General features: G+C 52.6%; 16 protein-coding genes and 1 pseudogene. 10 read left to right on the forward strand and 7 right to left on the reverse strand.

From position 1 onward, the window contains the following. Positions 1-106: 106 nt before the first annotated feature. Complete coding sequence (glmM, locus tag MNU25_RS04870) at positions 107-1456, forward strand: phosphoglucosamine mutase (RefSeq protein WP_240984039.1); 1350 nt, start codon at positions 107-109, stop codon at positions 1454-1456. 818 nt (positions 1457-2274) lie between these two features. Beyond that, positions 2275-4101 carry a glutamine--fructose-6-phosphate transaminase (isomerizing) gene (glmS, locus tag MNU25_RS04875; RefSeq protein ID WP_240984040.1) on the forward strand — a complete coding sequence of 609 codons (1827 nt, stop codon included), beginning with the start codon at positions 2275-2277 and terminating at the stop codon, positions 4099-4101. 98 nt (positions 4102-4199) lie between these two features. Here the strand turns inward: glmS and MNU25_RS04880 are convergent, their stop codons facing one another. Genes MNU25_RS04880 through MNU25_RS04890 form a run of 3 tightly spaced genes read right to left on the reverse strand, consistent with a single transcriptional unit; the run spans position 4200 to position 6274 of the window. Then, positions 4200-4964: an energy-coupling factor transporter transmembrane component T family protein gene (locus MNU25_RS04880; RefSeq protein ID WP_240984041.1), complete on the reverse strand. Its 765-nt coding sequence runs from the start codon at positions 4962-4964 to the stop codon at positions 4200-4202. Further along, positions 4952-5701: an energy-coupling factor ABC transporter ATP-binding protein gene (locus MNU25_RS04885; protein ID WP_240984042.1), complete on the reverse strand. Its 750-nt coding sequence runs from the start codon at positions 5699-5701 to the stop codon at positions 4952-4954. The genes MNU25_RS04880 and MNU25_RS04885 overlap by 13 nt, the downstream gene beginning before the upstream one ends. Continuing rightward, positions 5702-6274, reverse strand: a complete 573-nt coding sequence (locus MNU25_RS04890; RefSeq protein ID WP_240984043.1) for a biotin transporter BioY — start codon at positions 6272-6274, stop codon at positions 5702-5704. Positions 6275-6637: 363 nt separating this feature from the next. Here MNU25_RS04890 and MNU25_RS04895 point away from each other — a divergent pair, with 363 nt between their 5' ends. Genes MNU25_RS04895 through MNU25_RS04905 form a run of 3 tightly spaced genes read left to right on the forward strand, consistent with a single transcriptional unit; the run spans position 6638 to position 8453 of the window. Then, the gene (locus MNU25_RS04895; protein ID WP_240984044.1) at positions 6638-7009 is read left to right on the forward strand and encodes a GntR family transcriptional regulator; all 372 of its coding nucleotides are present in this window, start codon (positions 6638-6640) and stop codon (positions 7007-7009) included. After that, positions 7006-7704 carry an ABC transporter ATP-binding protein gene (locus MNU25_RS04900; protein WP_240984045.1) on the forward strand — a complete coding sequence of 233 codons (699 nt, stop codon included), beginning with the start codon at positions 7006-7008 and terminating at the stop codon, positions 7702-7704. Before MNU25_RS04895 ends, MNU25_RS04900 begins: the two co-directional genes overlap by 4 nt. Further along, the gene (locus MNU25_RS04905; protein WP_240984046.1) at positions 7698-8453 is read left to right on the forward strand and encodes a hypothetical protein; all 756 of its coding nucleotides are present in this window, start codon (positions 7698-7700) and stop codon (positions 8451-8453) included. Before MNU25_RS04900 ends, MNU25_RS04905 begins: the two co-directional genes overlap by 7 nt. A 54-nt stretch (positions 8454-8507) precedes the next feature. On the opposite strand, the gene MNU25_RS04910 is transcribed toward MNU25_RS04905, so the two are convergent. After that, positions 8508-9749 (reverse strand): MFS transporter, encoded by a 1242-nt coding sequence (locus MNU25_RS04910; protein ID WP_261487074.1) that lies wholly within the window; start codon positions 9747-9749, stop codon positions 8508-8510. A 785-nt stretch (positions 9750-10534) separates the two neighbouring features. Here MNU25_RS04910 and MNU25_RS04915 point away from each other — a divergent pair. Both MNU25_RS04915 and MNU25_RS04920 read left to right on the forward strand, forming a co-directional pair. Beyond that, positions 10535-12244 (forward strand): ABC transporter substrate-binding protein, encoded by a 1710-nt coding sequence (locus MNU25_RS04915; RefSeq protein WP_240984047.1) that lies wholly within the window; start codon positions 10535-10537, stop codon positions 12242-12244. A gap of 342 nt (positions 12245-12586) precedes the next feature. Next, positions 12587-13078, forward strand: coding sequence for a DUF2179 domain-containing protein (locus tag MNU25_RS04920; RefSeq protein ID WP_240984048.1), 492 nt, complete (start codon positions 12587-12589; stop codon positions 13076-13078). Here MNU25_RS04920 and MNU25_RS04925 read toward each other — a convergent pair. Beyond that, a complete protein-coding gene (locus MNU25_RS04925; protein WP_240984049.1) occupies positions 13059-13418 on the reverse strand; it encodes a hypothetical protein in 360 nt (119 codons plus the stop codon). The two genes, MNU25_RS04920 and MNU25_RS04925, sit on opposite strands and share 20 nt — an antisense overlap. 570 nt (positions 13419-13988) lie before the next feature. Between MNU25_RS04925 and MNU25_RS04930 the strand changes: the two genes are divergently transcribed. Then, entirely contained in the window at positions 13989-15437 is a 1449-nt protein-coding gene (locus tag MNU25_RS04930; RefSeq protein WP_240984050.1) for a DHA2 family efflux MFS transporter permease subunit, read from the forward strand. Positions 15438-15585: 148 nt separating this feature from the next. Beyond that, complete coding sequence (locus MNU25_RS04935) at positions 15586-16134, forward strand: universal stress protein (protein ID WP_240984051.1); 549 nt, start codon at positions 15586-15588, stop codon at positions 16132-16134. A gap of 137 nt (positions 16135-16271) precedes the next feature. Here MNU25_RS04935 and MNU25_RS04940 read toward each other — a convergent pair whose 3' ends face one another. Together MNU25_RS04940 and MNU25_RS04945 are read right to left on the reverse strand one after the other, a co-directional pair. After that, positions 16272-17951, reverse strand: coding sequence for an ABC transporter permease (locus MNU25_RS04940; protein ID WP_240984052.1), 1680 nt, complete (start codon positions 17949-17951; stop codon positions 16272-16274). 10 nt (positions 17952-17961) lie between these two features. Further along, positions 17962-18591 (reverse strand): annotated as a pseudogene (locus tag MNU25_RS04945) (extracellular solute-binding protein); the annotation flags it as partial. A gap of 215 nt (positions 18592-18806) precedes the next feature. On the opposite strand from MNU25_RS04945, the gene MNU25_RS04950 reads away from it, so the two are divergent. Next, entirely contained in the window at positions 18807-19511 is a 705-nt protein-coding gene (locus MNU25_RS04950; protein WP_306425061.1) for an HD domain-containing protein, read from the forward strand. Positions 19512-19522 lie beyond the last annotated feature (11 nt).

A 19522-nucleotide genomic window follows, 5' to 3' on the forward strand; every position in this document is an offset into this window, starting at 1 on the left:
GGATTAATTTGAACGGTTTCGAGGCATAGGTCAAGGGATGAACGCAGGTGTTACGATCTCAGATGTGTTTCCGGTGTGCTTCCGCAGAAAGGAGTACGTGTGAAATTTGGCCAGATTGTTTGGTACCGATGGAGTCCGTGGAGTTGCCAACAAGCAGTTAACCCCTGAGATGGCCTTCCATTTGGGACAGGCCGGGGCTTATGTTCTCAGTAAGGAACATCCGCATCCTCGCATCATTATCGGTAAGGATACCCGCATCTCAGGGGACATGCTGGAGGCGGCACTGGTCTCCGGGATATGTTCCGTGGGGGCCGACGTGTTACGGGTCGGCGTCTTGCCGACACCGGGTATCGCCTACCTGACCCGGACGATGGATGTCAGTGCCGGGGTGGTCATTTCAGCCTCGCATAATCCGGTACAGGATAACGGAATTAAGTTTTTTTCCTCGTCCGGTTACAAACTGCCGGATGAGGTGGAGGATGAGATTGAGACTATAGTCAATAACGATTGCAAGCCTTGGGACGTTCCGGTCGGGGAAGAAGTCGGGCGCGTTATCGAGGTACCGGACGCGGGACGGCGTTACTTAAGTTTCCTGAAGGAGGCGGCTCCGCCTCTCGACGGGCTCAGGATTGTCCTGGACTGTGCCAATGGGGCAGGTTCCCTGTTGGGGCCTATGCTTTTGGGGGAATTGGGGGCGGAAGTGCTTCCGATCTTCAACACTCCCGACGGGGTCAACATCAATGACGGGTGCGGCTCGACTCACCCGCAGGCTCTGCAGAAGGCGGTCGTGGAGTGCAAAGCGGATTTGGGCTTGGCCTGCGACGGGGATGCGGATCGGCTGATTGCAGTTGATGAAAAAGGGAACATCATTGACGGGGATTTCATCATGCTGATTTGCGCGCTCGACTTGAAAGCCAAAGGCTTGTTGGCGGAGGACACCCTGGTCGTGACCGTCATGAGCAACTTGGGCCTGCGTTTGGCGTTGCAGGGGGCGGGAATCAGGGTTCTGGAGACACAGGTGGGGGACCGTTATGTTTTGGAAGAGCTCCTGCGCAGTGGAGCCAAACTGGGCGGAGAACAGTCCGGACACATCATTTTCCTCAACCACAATACGACCGGAGACGGGCTCTTAACCGCTCTGCAGCTGTTGCGCGTGGTCAAGGAGAAAAACCTCCCGCTTTCGCTGCTGGCGGCCCAGATGAGGCGGCTGCCGCAAGTTCTTTTAAACACAAAGGTACGGCATAAGGAGCGCCTGATGGCGGACGGTGCAGTTCGGGTTAAAGTCGGTGAAGTGACGGCCGCCCTTAACGGAGAGGGCCGCGTTCTCGTGCGCCCTTCGGGTACGGAGCCTTTGATTCGGGTCATGGTGGAAGGCCCGGAGGAACGATTGCTGAGGGAATTGGCCCAAAGCCTGATTGAGGTGATCAGAAGCCGCGATTTGCTCGAGGAATGTTGACGCGCCAAGGAACTATTTTGGGGAAACTCTAATACTATTTATGGGAAGGGTTTTTGGTTATGCTTGAACACGGCGAGGAGGTGAAAGGGAGAGGTTGCAAACGGACGGTGGTTTGGGCTGAGTATACGAGGCGACAGAGACGAGGTAGGTTGCAAAAGGGCAATAGTTTAACCTGAACCGGGGGTTCGGGTCAAGGAGGTGAGGGCAGGGGCCGGACAGAGGACCGGCGGCACGGTCGGAGTGCCGCGGAACTTTTTGTGTCTGTACCTGGCGGCGCAGCGCCAATCGGATGAGAAAAAGAAAGCGCCAGAACCAACGTTGAAGTTCGAAATGTAAAGTTCGAAGTTCGAGGATGGAAGTTCTAGGACGGAAATTCGAGGATGGAAGTTCAGGGTTCGAAGTTCGAGGATCAGAGATCAGGGGCCGCGGATCGCGGATCCGGGGCGGAAGATCGAAGATCAGGTTGGTTGACGAGGAAGAGGGTTATCGAAAGTTTCGGCGGATCCCTCTCGGTGGCTTGCCATCGTTAAGTTTGCCGCAAAACCGGGGAGCAATTCCCGCGACAAAAAGCAAACCCGCAAGACAAGGGAGAAGTATGCTCCGGCCAGAGCTCTGCTTTTGCCGGACGGAGTCAACGTCAGGCAGTCCGTGTCTCTGCCGGTCCTAATTTGGGTTCCATTGGCAGTGGCGTGGTGTGCTATTCTCCGCTTGGATATGCTCATTCGGATGGAAAATCGCCCCGGGGCGATTTTTGGACGTTTTTGGCCGTACAGGCATGGAGTCTGCAGAATAGGGCATTCAGAGAGGAGAAGTTTTTGATGTGTGGAATCGTCGGTTACATCGGGCGGCGGCCGGCCGTCCCGATTCTCGTCAAGGGTTTAAAGAAACTGGAATACCGGGGTTACGATTCGGCCGGAGTGGCCGTGCTTGATGAAGAAGACGGCTTGTTTGCCTGTAAGAGTGTGGGTAAACTGGCGGCCCTGGAAGAGAAACTGGGTGATGATTACGCCCGGACCTCCGTCGGGATAGGACACACGCGCTGGGCGACTCACGGCCGTCCCTCAGACCTCAATGCTCACCCGCACCAAGACTGCACGGGGGAATTTGCCGTCGTGCATAACGGGATTATTGAAAACTATCTTGAACTGCGGGACTGGCTGAGTGAACAGGGGCACCGTCTCATTTCGGAGACAGACACGGAAGTCCTGCCTCACCTAGTGGAGCATTTCTATGCGGGAGACCTGGCCGCCGCGGTGCGCCAGGTGCTGACTAAAATCCGGGGCGCTTTTGCCCTGGTGGTGTTGAGCCGCAAGGACCCGGACCGGTTGGTGGCCGCACGGAAGGACAGTCCTTTGGTGGTGGGCCTTGGCGACGGGGAGTTTTTCGTGGCCAGCGATATTCCGGCCGTTTTGGATTATACCCGGAAGACCTATATCCTGGCGGACGGGGAGATGGCCGTCGTCAGCGTGAATGGGGTCAAGATCACGGATTTCCAAGGTAACCCGCGTGAGAAGGAAGTCTTTGAAGTGAAGTGGGATGCCGTGGCGGCCGAAAAAGGCGGCTACGAGCATTTCATGCTGAAAGAAATCCATGAACAGCCCAGGGCCCTTAAGGATACGCTCTTGGGGCGGTTGACGGATTATGGCGTGGAGCTGCAAGAGGTGGATTTGACGGCCGCGGAAGTGAATCAATTCCACAAGGTTTATATTGTTGCCTGCGGCACCGCCTCCCATGCCGGTTTGGTCGGAAAGAACCTGATCGAACGCTGGGCCAGGATGCCTGTGGAAGTGGATATTGCTTCGGAGTTTCGCTATCGCCGGCCGCTCATCGATGAGCATACCCTGGTGGTGGTGATCAGCCAATCCGGTGAAACAGCGGATACTCTGGCCGCTTTGCGCGAAGCTCACCGCTTGGGGGCACGGGTTGTAGCCGTGACCAATGTCGTGGGCAGCTCGGTGGCGAGGGAAGCGGATGATGTCATCTATACCTGGGCGGGTCCGGAAATAGCGGTGGCGTCGACCAAGGCTTACACGACCCAACTTTTGGGCATGGTCTTGCTCGGGCTGTATTTGGCCGAAGCTAAAGGAACTATGCCGGCAGAGAAGAGCCAAGCCCTCATTGCGGCGGTTAGGGAACTCCCGCGGCAGGCGCAGGAAGTCCTGGATCAACAAGAGGTGATCAAGAAACTCGCCCAGAGCTTCATTGCGGTTGAAGACACTTTCTTCATCGGCCGGGGCTTGGATTGGGCTGTGGCGATGGAGGGAGCCTTGAAACTAAAAGAGATCTCCTATATCCACGCGGAGGCGTATGCGGCGGGGGAGCTGAAGCACGGCACCTTGGCCCTCATTACGGAGGAAACACCGGTTATCGGCCTGGCCACTCAGAGAGGTGTGTATGAGAAAACCATCTCCAATATCAAAGAAGTGAAGGCCAGGGATGCCAAAGTGATCGGCCTGACTTTTGCAGGAAATAAAGACATGCACAAGTCGGTCGATCAAGTGGTCTACTTGCCGGAGACCCTGGACGAACTGGCGCCGATCCTGACCGTGATCCCCCTGCAGCTCCTGGCCTATTATGTTTCGGTGGCCCGGGGCTGTGATGTCGACAAGCCGAGAAACCTGGCCAAGAGTGTCACGGTGGAATAGGCAGGTCGCGGCGGAGGGATTGTTTGGGTCTTGAGATCCTGCGCAGGAAAGGAAGCAAACGACATGCCGGTTGGGGTTCAAATAACCTTAACCGGCATTCAAAAATGAGTGAACAGGACGACAGAGCACACGCCTAACGTGAAGGCCAGAAAAAGCCAGTCGGTAAAGGTCGTTTGGAATACTGTTTTGGTCCGAACTTCGGAATAGCACCTTGACTCCATGGCCAATACCATTTCGTCGGCGCGCATAAAGGTGTGCAATAAGAGGGGAAAGAGCAAAAGCTTGATCCGCACCAGCGGATTTTTTCTCTTTTCGATGCAGCGGGCTTTTTGGGCTTCCAGCATTTCGGCAGCTTGGTCAAAGATGAGCGGGATGAGGACTAATGTCAGGCTGAACATGGTTGCGATCCGTGCTTCCGGGACAAGCGGAATGGGCCTGAGAAACCATTCCACACTGTTTTTTAACTGTGAAAGCGGGGTGGTTCCTGTTAAGATGGTGCAGGTGAGGATGATTAAGAGCAGTCGCCAGGCATAGAGCAAACCTGAGGTAAACCCCTGCCGGGTGAGCCCGTGGATTGGGATGCCTGTGATGGGAGCACCGGGAACGCTAAAGGAGTTGACCACAAGGACAACGCCGCTCAGTAAGAGAAAGTACCTCGTTTCGCTCAACAGGCTTTTTGCGGGCAGCTTGGAGCTTGTCAGGGCAGCGCATAATACAGCAGTCAATACGGCAAGACCCAGCCACCGGCTGGTGAGGCCTGCCGCTAGCGTGAATAGAATCAAGCATAGGAGCTTGATTCGGCCGTCCAGGGTATGGATGATTGATTTCTCGGGAGTGTAGTGAAAAATGTTCAGCTCAGCCATGTCATCGTCTCAATTCCGCCGTTTCGGCCATAGGGTCTGCGTATGCCGTATGACTCCACTTCATCGATGAGCCGGTTTGGGTCGCCGTCCCGGACGAGACGGCCTTTCTGCAAAATGACCAACCGGTCCGCGTGGGCCAGAGCCTTTTCCAGTTCATGGGTTACTAAAATGATAGTGTGCCCGTTTTTGTGCAGGCCGACGATCTGTTTCAAGATTTGCAGCACACCCGGGTAATCCAATCCTGTGAACGGTTCGTCGAAAATGATGACTTTGGGCTTCATGGCTAGCACGCCGGCCGCCGCCAGTTTTCGTTTCTGGCCTCCGGACAGAGTATGAGGCTGCCGATCGGCCAGAGCGCTCAATCCCACAGCCTCAAGTGCTTCTCTGACCCGGTCGTCAACTTCCTGACGGGGCAAATTGAGGTTTTCAGGACCAAACGCCACATCCTCGGCAACCGTTTGGCCGACGATTTGACTGTCCGAGTTTTGGAAAATCAGCCCGACGTTTTTCCGGGCATGAGTGAGGTTTTTACTGATCGGCACCCCTTCCAGCAGCACTTCTCCCGAAGTGGGGAGAAAGAGTCCGTTAAAATGCCGGACCAAAACGGTTTTCCCTGAACCGTTGGAGCCTGCAATAATGACGAATTCCCCGTCTCGAATCGCAAGATTTATGTCCTTAAGTGCCTCTGTACCGTTAGGAAAAATATGGGTCAGCTGTCGAGCTGCCAGAATGTTCATTTATTGCACCCGTGATGACGTAGGCGCCGCGGGAGGGTGGAGAAGGGGCCGCAGCATTTTAACTAAGGCCAGGGCTACAACTATCTTGATGATCATGCCGGGCATGAACGGTGTCAGGCCAAAGGCCAGGGCGTTTTCCCAGGAAAGTTTCAAGACCTGTTTGAGCCAGGGGACCCCCAGGCCGTAGAGAATGATGTTGCCGACCGCCAGAGCTGCCAGGTCCTTAAGCGATGAGGGCTTTCCTGTTCCGGATATCAGTCCGATTACGAGGACCGCGAGAAAATCCCCAAATAAGAATCCCCCCGTCGGCCCGAAGAGAACCGGCAACCCGGCTCTTCCGCCCGCAAACACAGGAAGTCCGAGAGCGCCAAGGAAGAGAAACAATCCGACGCTGACCACTCCCCAAGACGCCCCTAAGAACAAACCCGCAAACATCATAAAGAAATCCGATAAGACAATCGGTACAGGGCTAAAGGGGAGAGGGAAGCTAATATAGCCTCCGATGACAATAAGTGCGGCAGAGAGGCAGGCGAAAACCATCATACGGAGATTGGGCGACTGGCTTTGACGCATTGATGGACCACTCCTTTCGTCTTATTGTAAACCATGGTAATAACACAAGTTTACAATAAGACGAGACGGTTTTCAAGCCCGAGTGCTTCTCCTTTGCCTAACGTTCCGGCTTGACCTTCGACACTATGCCGGCCGCTCATCAGTGAGCATACCCTGGTGGTGACGAGCCAATCCGGTGAAACGGCGGATACGCTGGCTGCTCTGCGCGAAGCTCACCGTTTGGGGGCGCGAGTGGTGGTGGACTGGCATTGTTTGTCCGCACGGCCCGGGATTTTGCCTATTGACAGAAACCCTGTTGACAGGCAAAGAAAATGGTGTATTATTGTACTAGGGATCTAATACAGTAATACATGAGGTGATGTTATGCCATGGGAACTGAAATCTGACAGACCAATTTATCTGCAACTGGTCGAACACATCGAGTTCATGATTTTTTCCGGGACTTATCCTCTGGGGGCAAGGCTGCCCTCGGTGCGAGACATGGCCCAAGATGCAGCTGTAAACCCCAACACCATGCAGAGAGCTCTGGCGAAGTTGGAAGAAGACGGCCTCATAATAACCCATCGCACGAGCGGTCGGTCGATAACGGAGGATGCACGTATGATTGAACGAGTAAAAACCAAGATAGCTCAGGAACAAATCTTAGGGTTCCTGGAGAAGATGAAACGACTGGGCTTTGAACAAAAGGAAATCCTAACTCTGATTAATGACATGGCAAAGGAGATGAAAAAATGAGCACCATCTTGGAATGCAAAAGTCTAGGCAAAAGATTCGGAAACAAGCCAGCCCTATCCGACGTCAGCTTGGAAGTAGCTCGCGGACAAATCGTGGGCTTGCTGGGGCCGAACGGCAGCGGAAAAAGCACCTTGATTAAGCTGGCCAACGGACTTCTGACCCCGTCCAATGGCAAAATTCTCGTTGGAGGCCGAGAGCCGGATATTGAGACCAAGAAAATCATATCGTACCTGCCGGAGCGAACTTACTTGAATGATTGGATGCGGGTGCACGAAATCATCGAGTTTTTCTCCGATTTCTACGCTGATTTCAAACCGGAAAAAGCTTACGACATGTTAAAGAGACTGAATATCGATCCGCAAGACCGGCTGAGAACCATGTCCAAGGGAACAAAGGAAAAAGTCCAACTGATTCTGGTCATGAGCCGCGAAGCCGATCTTTATCTTCTGGATGAGCCGATCGGCGGCGTCGATCCGGCCGCGCGGGATTATATCCTGCAAACAATTCTCGGCAATTACAATGAAAACGGAACCATAATCATTTCCACCCACCTCATCTCGGACATCGAGAAGATATTGGATTATGTTATTTTCATAAATCAGGGTCGAGTGATTCTAACTTCCTCCGTGGATGATATTCGGGATAACCAGGGCAAAACCGTCGATGCGCTATTTAGGGAGGTATTTAAATGTTAGGCAAACTGCTAAAGTACGAAATGAGAGCCACTGGGAGAACGCTCCTGCCGCTCTTCCTCTCTTTGCTGCTGGTTGCTGGAATTTCCAGACTTCTCTTCGGTGCAGGCCACCAGAAATGGGATGTTGCGACTGTCATCAGCTTGGCTGTGTACGCCGTTATTATGGCCGGCATGTTCGTCATGACCTTCGTTGTTATGATTCAGCGGTTCTACAGAAACCTTCTTTCCGATGAGGGGTACCTGATGTTTACCCTTCCCGTCAAGCCCTGGAAGCACATTGTGAGCAAACTTCTCGTGTCCATGATGTGGATCGTGGTCAGTGTAGCAGTCGCCTTGGTTTCTATCATCATAGTCAACTATCGGCCGGGTGCATGGACCAAAATGATCACGTTCAGCGGAGGATTGGGCTCCTCTGCCCACTTCTTGGCCTTCATCGTAAGCGCCTTGGTCAGCCTGGCGGCGGGCATCTTGCTCATCTACGCCTCGATAGCCATTGGGCATCTCGTGAACCGGCATAAGGTGCTGGCTTCGTTCGCCGGCTTTATCGTCCTCAATACGCTTACCCAAATTGTTGGGCAAGTATTCAGGAGCCTCTTCCATACTATTCAGGTCAACTCCGGCCATTTTGCTTTTGCCCAGGCTCGGAGCGAACTAGCCATCGCTTGCGCGATTGCCTTTATGGTCCTGCTGTCTGCTGCCTATTTTGCTGTAACGAACCATATCTTGGCTAAACGGCTCAATCTGGAATGAGAGGAACGCCGTACAACCCGGTTCTGCGGAAATTGCTTCAACCTTATCCCCCTGCTAATCGAATTTCCTGATGGAGGGAATCAGTAGAGCGCCCGCAGTGATTACGGTCAAAAGAATTGCTTCGGAGGCCATCGTTATGGTTCCACCTATGTTTTGCGTCAGCCAACCCGTAATAATATAGCCCACGGGCAAAAGCGCGATTGAACCCATCCCGTCGAGGCTGGCCACCCGACCGAAAAATTCCAGCGGGATCAGCTCCTGAAGACTGCTTTCCCAAATCAGTCCTATCAGCATGATCATGGCCCCGTTTACGCTCATGGCCAAGACCAGGTAGGGAAGCAGGCTGACAAAAACAATACTGACCAAGAACAGACCCGCCACCGCGACTCCCGTGTAGGCAATAATTCCGCGCCGGTGCCAGGTCCGGCGCAAGCCAAACAAAAAGGCCGATAGAAGTGACCCAACGCCATTGGCGGTTATCAGCAGGCCGTAGATGTAGGGCGGTTGATGCAATTTGTCTTTGACTAACCAAGGCAGCAGAATAGTGAAATAACTCGAGAACATGATATTGACGAAGGCAAAGACCAAAATCGTAATCCATAACCAGGGATGTTTTCTCAATTCCCGATATCCGCCGGTTAGTTCACGGGCGAACGTGCGCACTAAATGTTCGCCCTCGGCTTTGGCCGCGCCAGGCGTTTTTTGCCCCGGCGGGCCGGACTGGGTTAAGAGAGCCAGGCTGAGGACGGAAATCAGAAAAGTCATGGCGTCAAGGCCAAATCCCCAGGCGATTGAGACGAAACTGATGATTACACCCCCCAGAGAGGGACCGACCAGCCTGGCAAATTGTTCGCCCATTTGAGTCAAAGCATTGGCGGAATTTCTAATGTCAGGAGTAAATATCTGCGCCCGCACGGCGGAGTAGGCCGGTTGGAATAAGGCGGACATGGTGCCGGCTAACACGGCATAGGTATAGATGACCATCCTGTTCAAGTCGCCGTAGATACTTAAGAGAGTTAGGACAAGTAAAAAGCAGAGGCGGATTGCGTCTGTAACCATCATGAGCCGCACCCTGGGCACACGGTCCACGAGAAAACCGGTAAACGGCAGAAAGATCACCTGGGGTATTACTATCAAGGCCATCACATATCCCATGGTCAGGGATGAGTTAAACAGGGAATAGACGATGAGCGGTAACATCACCATCATAATGCTGTCGCCGAGCCGGGACAACATTTGCCCAAGCCACAAGGCTGTAAAATCTCGGGATTTGAGAGCTGAATTGGCGCTTAGCATCTCTTTTGTCCTTTCAACAAGCTTCAGGAAACTTTTGCAAGCTCCTTTTTGAGAAAGTTCTTGAATCTCCTCAAAAATTCCCCCATCCTTCACAGGCGGGGGATAAGTTATTCTGCACCTTAAGGGTATACATTGGAGTATCCAATTATGAAGGATTTGGATTCCACTATAGGGATTTAAGTCACGCTAATATTCTAACTAAGTCAGGCTTCTTTCGCAAGAGAATATTTCCGATTATGGAAAAATAGGCTTATTTCCTTTTTCGGAGGAAATGCCGCCGACTTAGCAGGAATTTGCGGGAAGACGCAGAATCTTTAGTTTAGATAATCTTTGGCTCAGTAGCCAATACCGTCTGAATTTGACATCTGCCCATCAGCGCTTGGCCCCGGGGAGAGAAGGGCTCCTGTCAGAGGGGTTGGGGGTTGGACCCTAAGAGGGTGTTGAAACTAAGCGCCAGGGTCGGTACATAATCCAGACGGAAGAAGAGCCCAGAAAGACACCACGGACAAAAGAAAAGCATGTATGAAAAAGGACGAGAATAACTATAAAGAATGCGGAAGCCTGCGGTTCGCTGCGGCCGGAAGGCCATTCAGACAAGGTTTATGGCAATTCACATCGGGAGGAGGATCAAAAAGCCTGAGACGAGATAAAATGGTTTACGATCCGAAAGATTATCTGGCCGTTCCTCAACTGCGGGTTAACAAGGGGGAGGTGATGCCGCAGGTCTTTCCCAGGGGTTAACACAGGGTGATCAGACGAGAAGTAATGAAGGGGGAATGAAGAAGTTGTCTAAGTTCACAAGAATGAGCGGATTGAAAAGATTGGGAACAGTTGCTGTGGCAGGCGTCTTGCTCATGGCCACGGTCCTGACCGGCTGCGGTTCGCAAAACAACGGAACCCAGCCGCAAAAGAACACAGCGGCCGTTGGCAAACCTCAGATGGGGGGAACCTACCTCACGTACTGGCAGGATGACCCGAAAAGCCTGGATCCAGCGCAATGCGGGGATGTGGAGACTTACGATTTTCTGGAGACCATGTTTGACGGTCTTCTCACTTGGGATCAAAGCGGCAAGAAGATCATCCCGGACCTGGCCGAGGCCATGCCAACGGTCAGCAATAACGGAACCACGTATACGTTTAAGCTGAGGCAAGGGATTACGTTCACAAATGGGGATCCCCTGACGGCCGACGATGTCGTCTATACCTTCAATCGCCTGGCGGCGCACGCCACGGCCTCTGTGGGTGCTTCCTACTACACCATGATCAAAGGCTTTAACGAGATGCAGGCGGGCCATGCCAAGACTTTGGCCGGGGTCAAAGCGGTAGACAAATACACGGTTCAGTTTGATCTGACCCAAGCGAACCGCACTTTCGCCGATGTGATAGCCATGCCTTTCGCTTATATCGTCGACAAGAAAGTCGTTTCGGCTTTGGCGAATCCTTATTCTTCGGCGGATTTTTCCAAGGATCCCGTTGGGACCGGTCCCTTCAAGTTCGTGGAGTGGAAGAAAGGTCAGATCGTAAAAGTAGTTCGCAACCCGCATTATTTCATGAAGGACCAATACGGGCAGCAGCTTCCTTATCTCGCTGGCATCACTTGGAAGTTGGGGATCGACGATCCGATAGCCTTCATGAAATTCAAGGACAAAGAGCTCGATTTTTCGCGCATTCCGGCGGCCGAATTTGTCAATACGATTAACAACCCGGCCATGAAGCCCGACATCAGGACTTTGGTGGCAAATGACCTGTGGTATTTTTATGTCAACAATGCCGATCCCCCGTTCAATAAGCCTCTGGTCAGGCAGGCCTTGGAGTACGCCATTAACAAACAGGATGTGCTCAAAACCGTCAACAACCGGGGGGTTGAGGCCAATGAGATCCTGCCCCCCAACATGCCGGGCTATAAAGCCAATCCGGCGGGATACAGCTACGATTTGGCCAAAGCGAAAAAGCTGTTGAGCGAAGCCGGTTATCCCAAGGGGTTGCCGGGTACCTATGATCTCATCTACACGAAGGCGGCCGCCAATGATCCGATCGTGGCCAATATTCAGGCTCAGCTGAAACAGATTGGAATGAATGTCCAGTTGAGGGGGCTGCCTTTCCCCCAATACCTGAACACCATTCAGACCGGCAAAGCGGTTGTGTCCTACGGCGGCTGGGTGCAGGACTATCCCGACCCGGACGATTTCCTGGACATTCTCTTCAACTCGGCCGGCATTCCCTCCCAAAACAACTGGGAGTACAAGAATGCTACCGTAGACAAATTGCTGAATGAAGCGGTGCAAAATCCTAATCTGGACCAAGTGATTCCGACGTACCACAAAATTGAAAAACAGATCATGGAAGATGCCGCTATCGTTCCCATCTACCACAGCAAGGTCTTCAGAGTAGTTCAACCCTGGGTCGAGAACGCCAACCTCCACCCTGTCTACTGCTACTTTGACTACACTCACCTCTGGATCAATCAAAAAGCAGAAAAGGCAGCCAAAGGCTGAGTGAAGTTCTGAGAGCGGACTATGCTTAAGTGCCCCTGTGTCCCTTTAAAAGGCCCCCCTTACCGTAGTTTCGGAAGGGGGGCTCTTTAGAGGGCATTTTGCGTGTCAGGGTTCGGAGGACAACGAAGGCTCAGGGCTGCCGCACGCTCGGGGCCAATGCACGCGTATTGTTTCGACGGCCGCCCTCTTAGGAGGTTCGCACGACGCCGAGGGCCTGGGAACACCGGCGGGCGGGAAGAGGCAAGATCCGAGAAAGCGCACGGTCCAAGAATATGCTTTTCCCTCCCAAATCGCCTTCAGCTTATGATAAAATCTTAGCAAAACGCGAAGGCGGTGAATTTCATGATCCTCTTGGGCATCTTAATCTTCTTCGCCAGGATTGTGGACGTTTCCTTGGACACCCTGCGGGTCAAGTCGATTATCAGGGGGAAAAGAATCCTCGTCTCGGCAATTGCCTTTGTTGAAATTATCGTCTACACTCTGGGGGCTTCCCAAGCGTTTAAGTACGTCATGCATCCGAGTGTTCTTCTGTTCTATGCTTTGGGGTATGCCGCCGGGAACTTTGTCGGGATGCTTATTGATGATAAACTGTCGAAGGACAGCGTTTTTGCCCTGGTGGTCACGGAACATGACGAATGGGCTTTGGCGGATAGACTCAGGGGGCGCGGATTCGCCGTCACGACCGCCAAAGGGTATGGCCTGAACGGGGCGGAGAAGGCCCAGCTGAAAATGGTGGTTAAGAAAAAGCGCTTTGGAGAATTATCGGGACTCATAAAGGAGTTCGACCCGTCCGCTTATGTCGTGACCATGGACGTTAAAGATATGAAGAGGTGAGAAGGTGAGGGGATGGGTGTGTATCTTCATCTTTCCCCTTGATATATTGCTTCAGCCAGGGAAAGAGGATATGGATTTTGAGTTCTGACATGGGTTCCCCCCTCATCATCTTTAGTTTCCTATTGAGCAGGCAGTGTTCCGCTTCGGCCAACTTCAGCTCCAAGACCGCAATCTCGATGTATTCGGGTTTGGCAAAGGAAAAATTGTCCCAGGCTTGACGAATTTTGTTCTCCAAGGCCTTGATCTCAAGCATCGTCCTTCCCTCTTCGTCATCCGCCGGGGATGAGGCGCCTGTACCGTCGTTGGGAGCGAACAGGCTACCGCGGCTCAATCTGAACATATTTCCACCTCCCAAAAAAACAAATGAGGAAAGCTCATTCCTGCACCCACTTCAAGATATGAAACAGGTTCTCTCATTATGTTTCTGTCCGTAAAGCGATAGCTGCGGTAGAACCATCATAGGATATATTCATTGTGGGAATATTGACGGGATATGACCTGGGTGATAATCTCTGTTTGGATAAGACAATTTTCGGGGATGAAATATTTATGACAGAAGATTAGATTTCGAAGCGCTGCGCCTCTGTCAAGGCAGCGGAAAGTCGCTGGACTTGTGAAAGAGAGATTATTCGCTTGTACAGATATTTCACAGAGCTGCTTGTACCGATATGTAATCTCACAGGGCGATGGGCTCAATGTGGGGTTAAGGCAGTGGGATTTGTGAAAGAGTCCTCAAGTTCTTGGCTGGGTGTAGCGTGTATATCGCCGGTAAAGAAAGGAGTGGAGGGGAAGGCGGTGCCGAGGAAGGATTCCGGAATACACCGAATAGACAGAATACATACGCCATTAATCCTGACAAAATGATCCGGCCATTGGTAATGACGATGTTTTATTGGAAGAGGTGAAGAAAATGGGTGAGAACATCCCGCTGCGTAAAAGAGAAAACTATCACTGGTTTGTGGTGGGAACAGTATGTATAGGTGCTTTTATGGCGGCCCTGGACGCCAGCATTATTAATGTTGCCATGCCGACCATGAGTCAAGGTTTTTCCGTGGGCATGGATAAAGTAGAATGGGTCTCTATCGCTTACCTTTTGACTTTAACATCCCTCCTTACCCTTTTGGGCAGTTTGTCCGACAGGCTGGGCAGAAAGTTCTTTTATACCATAGGTTTCGGTATTTTCGGGCTGGGCTCGGGTTTGTGCGGCATAGCGGGAGCGATACCGATTCTCATTGCCGCCCGCGTTCTGCAAGCGATTGGCGCGGCTATGCTGCAAGCCAACTCCGTCGCCATCATTACCTCGGCCGTTCCGCCGACCAGCCGAGGGAAAGCCATTGGCATTCAGGGTTCGGCCCAAGCCATTGGTCTGTCCATCGGACCGACGGTCGGAGGCCTCATGATAGCGAATTTCAGCTGGCGCTTTATTTTTTACGTGAACATTCCGGTCGCTATTGCGGGCACTGTTATTGCCGCTTTCATCTTGCCGAGGGATAAGCCCAACCCGCATTCCAGCCGCTTCGATTATTGGGGTGCCATCTTCCTGACCCCGGCCTTGATTCTCCTGGTGCTGATTTTTAAGGACGGGTATAAAGTCGGCTGGCTCTCGCCCATGATTCTGCTTGAGTTCCTGGCCACGGCGATGTTTCTGGTACTGTTCGTCATACGCGAGAAAAAATGCCAGAGCCCGATGATCAGTCTAAGCCTTTTCAAAATCAAAGCTTTTACAAGCGGGAATATCTCCGGCCTCCTGTCCTATTCCCTGATGTTTGGGATCATTTTCCTTATGCCGTTTTACCTGGATTGGATTTTGAAACTGCCGCCTTTCTATGTCGGGCTGATTCTGACAGTCGTGTCTGTCTCCATGTTTATCATGTCCCCCATTTCCGGGGCGATCGCCGATCGCATCGGCACCCGGATTCTGACCAGTGCGGGTATGATAGTCGCCTCAATGGGTGCCGGCGTTTTGATTTTCCTGGGGCGGAGAACCTCTGTTTTTATTGACCTGGCGGGATTGATCATGGTCGGAGTCGGCATGGGATTATTTACTCCTCCCAACAACAGTTCTGTGATGGGCAGCGCGCCGCCGGAACACGTCGGGGTGGCCGGAGGTATCCTGAACATGTCGAGATCTTTAGGTATGAGCATGGGGGTAGCCATCGCGGGAACCCTGTACAACAGCGATTTCCACAGTTTTCATCTCATCAAGCATACTTTGGTCAGGGCCCGGATCCTTGCCTTTCATTTAGGCTTCGAAGGAATGGCGGCTATGGGCATTATCGCCGCTTTGATCTGCATCTTTGTTTACAGCCGCACCAAGCCCAACAAGCTGTCGCCGGATCAATACGTTTCATTCCACTGAGTTGTCCTTGAGTTATCCTAGTTTCATAATATGAATGATTTTAGGGCTAACAGGTTTCACACCATTAGGGTTGTACCGTATGACTGACGTTTGTTGCACAGTATGGATGAAGTTGCCAGGCTAAGTCTGGGGAAAGAAGGTGCTGAACATGAGTGATCCAAATTTCAATGTACTTCTCTATTCGGACGGGTCACTGCATTCCTTTTCGGCGGCGGTTTATACGGCCAGGCTAATGCAAAATATGCCCTATATGCATTTGACCGTCGTTCAGGTGCAAGAACACGTGCTCGGTTCAGAATATCGGTGGATCGACACGTGGCCCATCAGTCCCAATTCGGCCTGGATGAAAAAGATTCTTGAAGAAGCTGACGAAGAGACAAAAAAGGAGTATTCAGACATCCTCAAGAAAACCCAAGCCGTCTTTCTCAAGAAGGGATTGGAAATAAACTATCAGATGTTGATTGCCAAAGCGACGATTTCGGAAACGGCGGATGCCATCATCGACTATGCGGTGAAGAATTCGTTCAACCTGATCATTATGGGTACCCGAGGCTTGACAGACCTTAAAGGATTGATCTTTGGCAGTGTGGCTCATACCATGCTCAATAGGTCCCCGATACCAGTTCTGCTGATCAAGAAATTGCCTCAGGAGCTAATTGACACTTATGAACGTGCAGCCGGAATTGGAAATGGCTGAGTGAATAGGGCGCTAAAGGCCTTGACACCCAATTGCCGGCTGCTCGTTACGAGTGCACCGTCCGGAAGTGTACCGAAAGGAAAACCGTCCGGCGAGGTTTGATCCTCGTCGGGCGGTTTTCCCTGCTTGTTCGGCAATCAGCGGCTGCCGCGGGTTTGAAGTTTCTGAACGATGAAATGGAGGAGGAGGGTAAGCAACACGACCGTGATCGCCATGGCCATGCCGCTGGACAAATCCCCCTGATCAAACTGCTGGAAGATGTAGGTAGAAACGGTTTGCAGGCCGGGCGGGCTCACTAGCATGGGAGCGACCAAATCACGCACGCCGATGGAAAAGACCGTGATCCAGCCGGCTAAGACAGAAGGGAATAAGAGCGGCAGTACAATACGCTGTGCTACGCGCCAGGGGGGCAGGTGATGTACGAGTCCCGCTTCCCACAAGGACGAAGACAGATTGTTTAAGGCACCCGTGGTGTATGTGACCGCATAAGGCAGAAAGAGAACGACATAGCAGGCGACCAGCATGGCAGGTGTGTTGTAGAGAGTCCATTTCAGCCAGGGGGCGTTCCAAAAGAGAATCATTCCGATCACAATCAGGACATCCGGAACAGCGTAAGGCAGAATCACCAGAAGTCCGAGATATTGGGTCCAAGCGGAGGCGAAGAAACGGGTCACACCGGCTATGATGAGCCCAAGGAGGGTGCAGATGCCGGCCGCAGTGAAGGCTAATTCGAAACTGGTGACTAAAGCCTGCAAAGCGCTGGAACCCAGCTCCAGCAAGGCGGTATAATGACTCAGAGTCAGGTTGCTCAGGAGAAAGCCGTTTCCCTCGATTCTCAGCAGGGAAGTGATCAAGACGGACCCGTAGGGGATGCCCAGGGCGAGAACCAGAGTGAGTCCGGCATAAATAGAGGCGATGACCGCCCAAGGCCGTTTTGTCTCTGGTTCGGGCGAGGATGATTGGCCGCTGATCAAGGTGTAGTTTTTTCTTTTCTGATAAAGGTTATTGACAAACCAGACGACAAAGCTCATTCCCAAGAGAGGGAGGGACAATTGAGCGGCCCGGGCAAAACTTACTGGCCAAGTAGAAATGTTTTGATAGATGGCGGTGGTCAAGACGGGGTAATGGATGAGGCTGCCGAAAACGAGAGGCGTGCCGAATTCCCCGATGGCCTTGATGAAGACCAGAACACCAGTGGCCAGTAAAGGTTTTGTCAGCAGGGGCAGCCAGATGCGAATGAAGCGAATACGGGGGGGTATGCCGCCGGTTCGCGCCGCCTCTTCCAGCCGCCCGCCGGCCGCGGACAGGGTCTGCTTTAAAGCGAGATATACTAAGGGAAATAAGTGGAGGCTCATAATCAGGCTCAGGCCCCAAACAGAGAAGAAAAAAGGTTCCAGATGCGAGGCGAAGGGCAGAAAGCCTTCCAGATAACCATGGGGCTGCAGAAAGAGAATCCAGCCTATGGACGAAATGTAAGGAGGAGTCATAAAGGGGATCAAAAAGATAACGTCGAAATAAGGCGAGTTCAAGAGAAGGTTCTTGCGGGTGGCCAAGGCCAGGGGCAGAGCGACAAGGCTGGAGAAGAAGACCACGCTCAGCCCCAGCAGGGCGGAGTGTAAAGCCGCGGTCAGGGCGGTGCCCGACAAGATAGCGTGAACGCCGGCCGGCAAAGGGAATTCGAAAGCGCGGAGCAAAATCATGAGCACCGGGGAAGCGTAGAAAAATGTGAGCGCGGGTGCCAAGATGAGCGGAATCAGATATTTTTGCCGCCGCGCCGGTACGGTGCGGAGCGCGGTCAGGCCGCGTGCTTCACTCATTGCTTGCCCATCATTGGCCGAGGATACTGTCCGCTTGGTGGATGACATTCTTTTCATCGGAGGTCAAGGCTTTCCAGTCGACTTGGAATTGTTTGATCTCATCCAGAGCGGCCCTTTTGGAACCGACCGATATGTCTTTCCTGCCGGGAAGAAGATAGGCATTGACGACATCCTGTTGCCCTTCGCTCGAAAGGAGAAAATCTACGTATTTTTTGGCCGCGGTCAGGTTTTTGGCTGATTTCAAGATCATGACCGGCCGGGGATTAACCACCGTGCCACTGGAGGGATAGACGATATCGATGGGCTCGCCTTTGGCCTTGTCGGCGTAAGCCATGTAATCGACCCCAGCCAAAACCATACTTTTGGCGCCCGTTAAAACCTGATTGAGGGATTCCGCGTTGGCCCCCTGGACAATCGCACCGTTGGCTTTTAACGCTTTGAAGAAGTCCCAAGAGTTTTGGTGATTTTGCAGGTAAGCCCCGGTAAAATCCAGCGCCGAACCGGATTGGGCAGGGTCCGGCATAACCACTTTGTTCTTGAAGGCCGGAGCTAAGGCGTCTTGCCAATCCCTGGGAGGTGTCTTAATTTCCTTGGTGTTGTAAGTTATGCCCAAGGCAGAGGCACTGTAAGCAAAATAATTATAATCTGGGTCGAACTAAATCAGTTGGCCGGAGTTCTTCGGCTTGTTGGGGAGGGTCATCCCTTGCTCTTTCAACCCCTCAGCGGCAGACCAATCAGCCAGAATTACCACATCGGCTTGGGGGTTGCTTTTCTCCGCTTGCGGGCGGACGGAAGATTTCACGCTTGGATAATAGCAGGCAGACGTAAAACGGCTGTTATCGAAAGGTAAACCGGGTGTTAAGTTTTTCAAAGAAGGTGGAACTTACGAACACTCCCACGGATGAGACTGAGGGCCGCCCTGCGGATCAGCCCCTGGGCAGTTCTACGGATAAGGTTATAGGCGTACCCTCTGCGGCTGAAGCCAGACTCTTATTAGCAGAAGCCGAAAGGTTAAACCCGGGACGTTGGGTGCAACACTCCATCGTCACCGCTGAGGCGGCGCACAACATAGCCTGCCATCACCGTGAACTTGATCCGGAGACTGCCTACGTCTTCGGATGTCTGCACGATATTGGCAGGCGTACAGGGATATCTCATTTGCGTCATACGATCGACGGTTACGAGTTTCTGAGCGCAAAGGGTTACGAAGGGTGCGCCGGGATATGTCTTACGCACTCTTTCCCTTTGCCTGACCTGGAATCTTATTCGGGCAACAAAGACTGTACGGCGGATGAGCTCGTGTTTATTCAAGCTTACATCACGGGGATTCACTACACCCTGTATGATCAACTGATTCAGCTCTGTGATTCTCTGGCTGCGCCCAGGGGTTTCTGTCTGCTGGAGAAACGGATGGTAGATGTGGCTATGCGCTATGGGGTCAATGAGTCGACCGTGCCGAAATGGGAGGCGGTTTTCGCCATCAAGCAGAAATTTGAGGCTAGCCTGGGCTGCTCCGTCTACGAAGTGCTTCCGGGTATAGGTGAAACGACTTTCCTGTGAGTCTCTCTTCC

The sequence above is a fragment of the Acididesulfobacillus acetoxydans genome, from assembly GCF_902729405.1.
GTDB lineage: Bacteria > Bacillota > Desulfitobacteriia > Desulfitobacteriales > Desulfitobacteriaceae > Acididesulfobacillus > Acididesulfobacillus acetoxydans.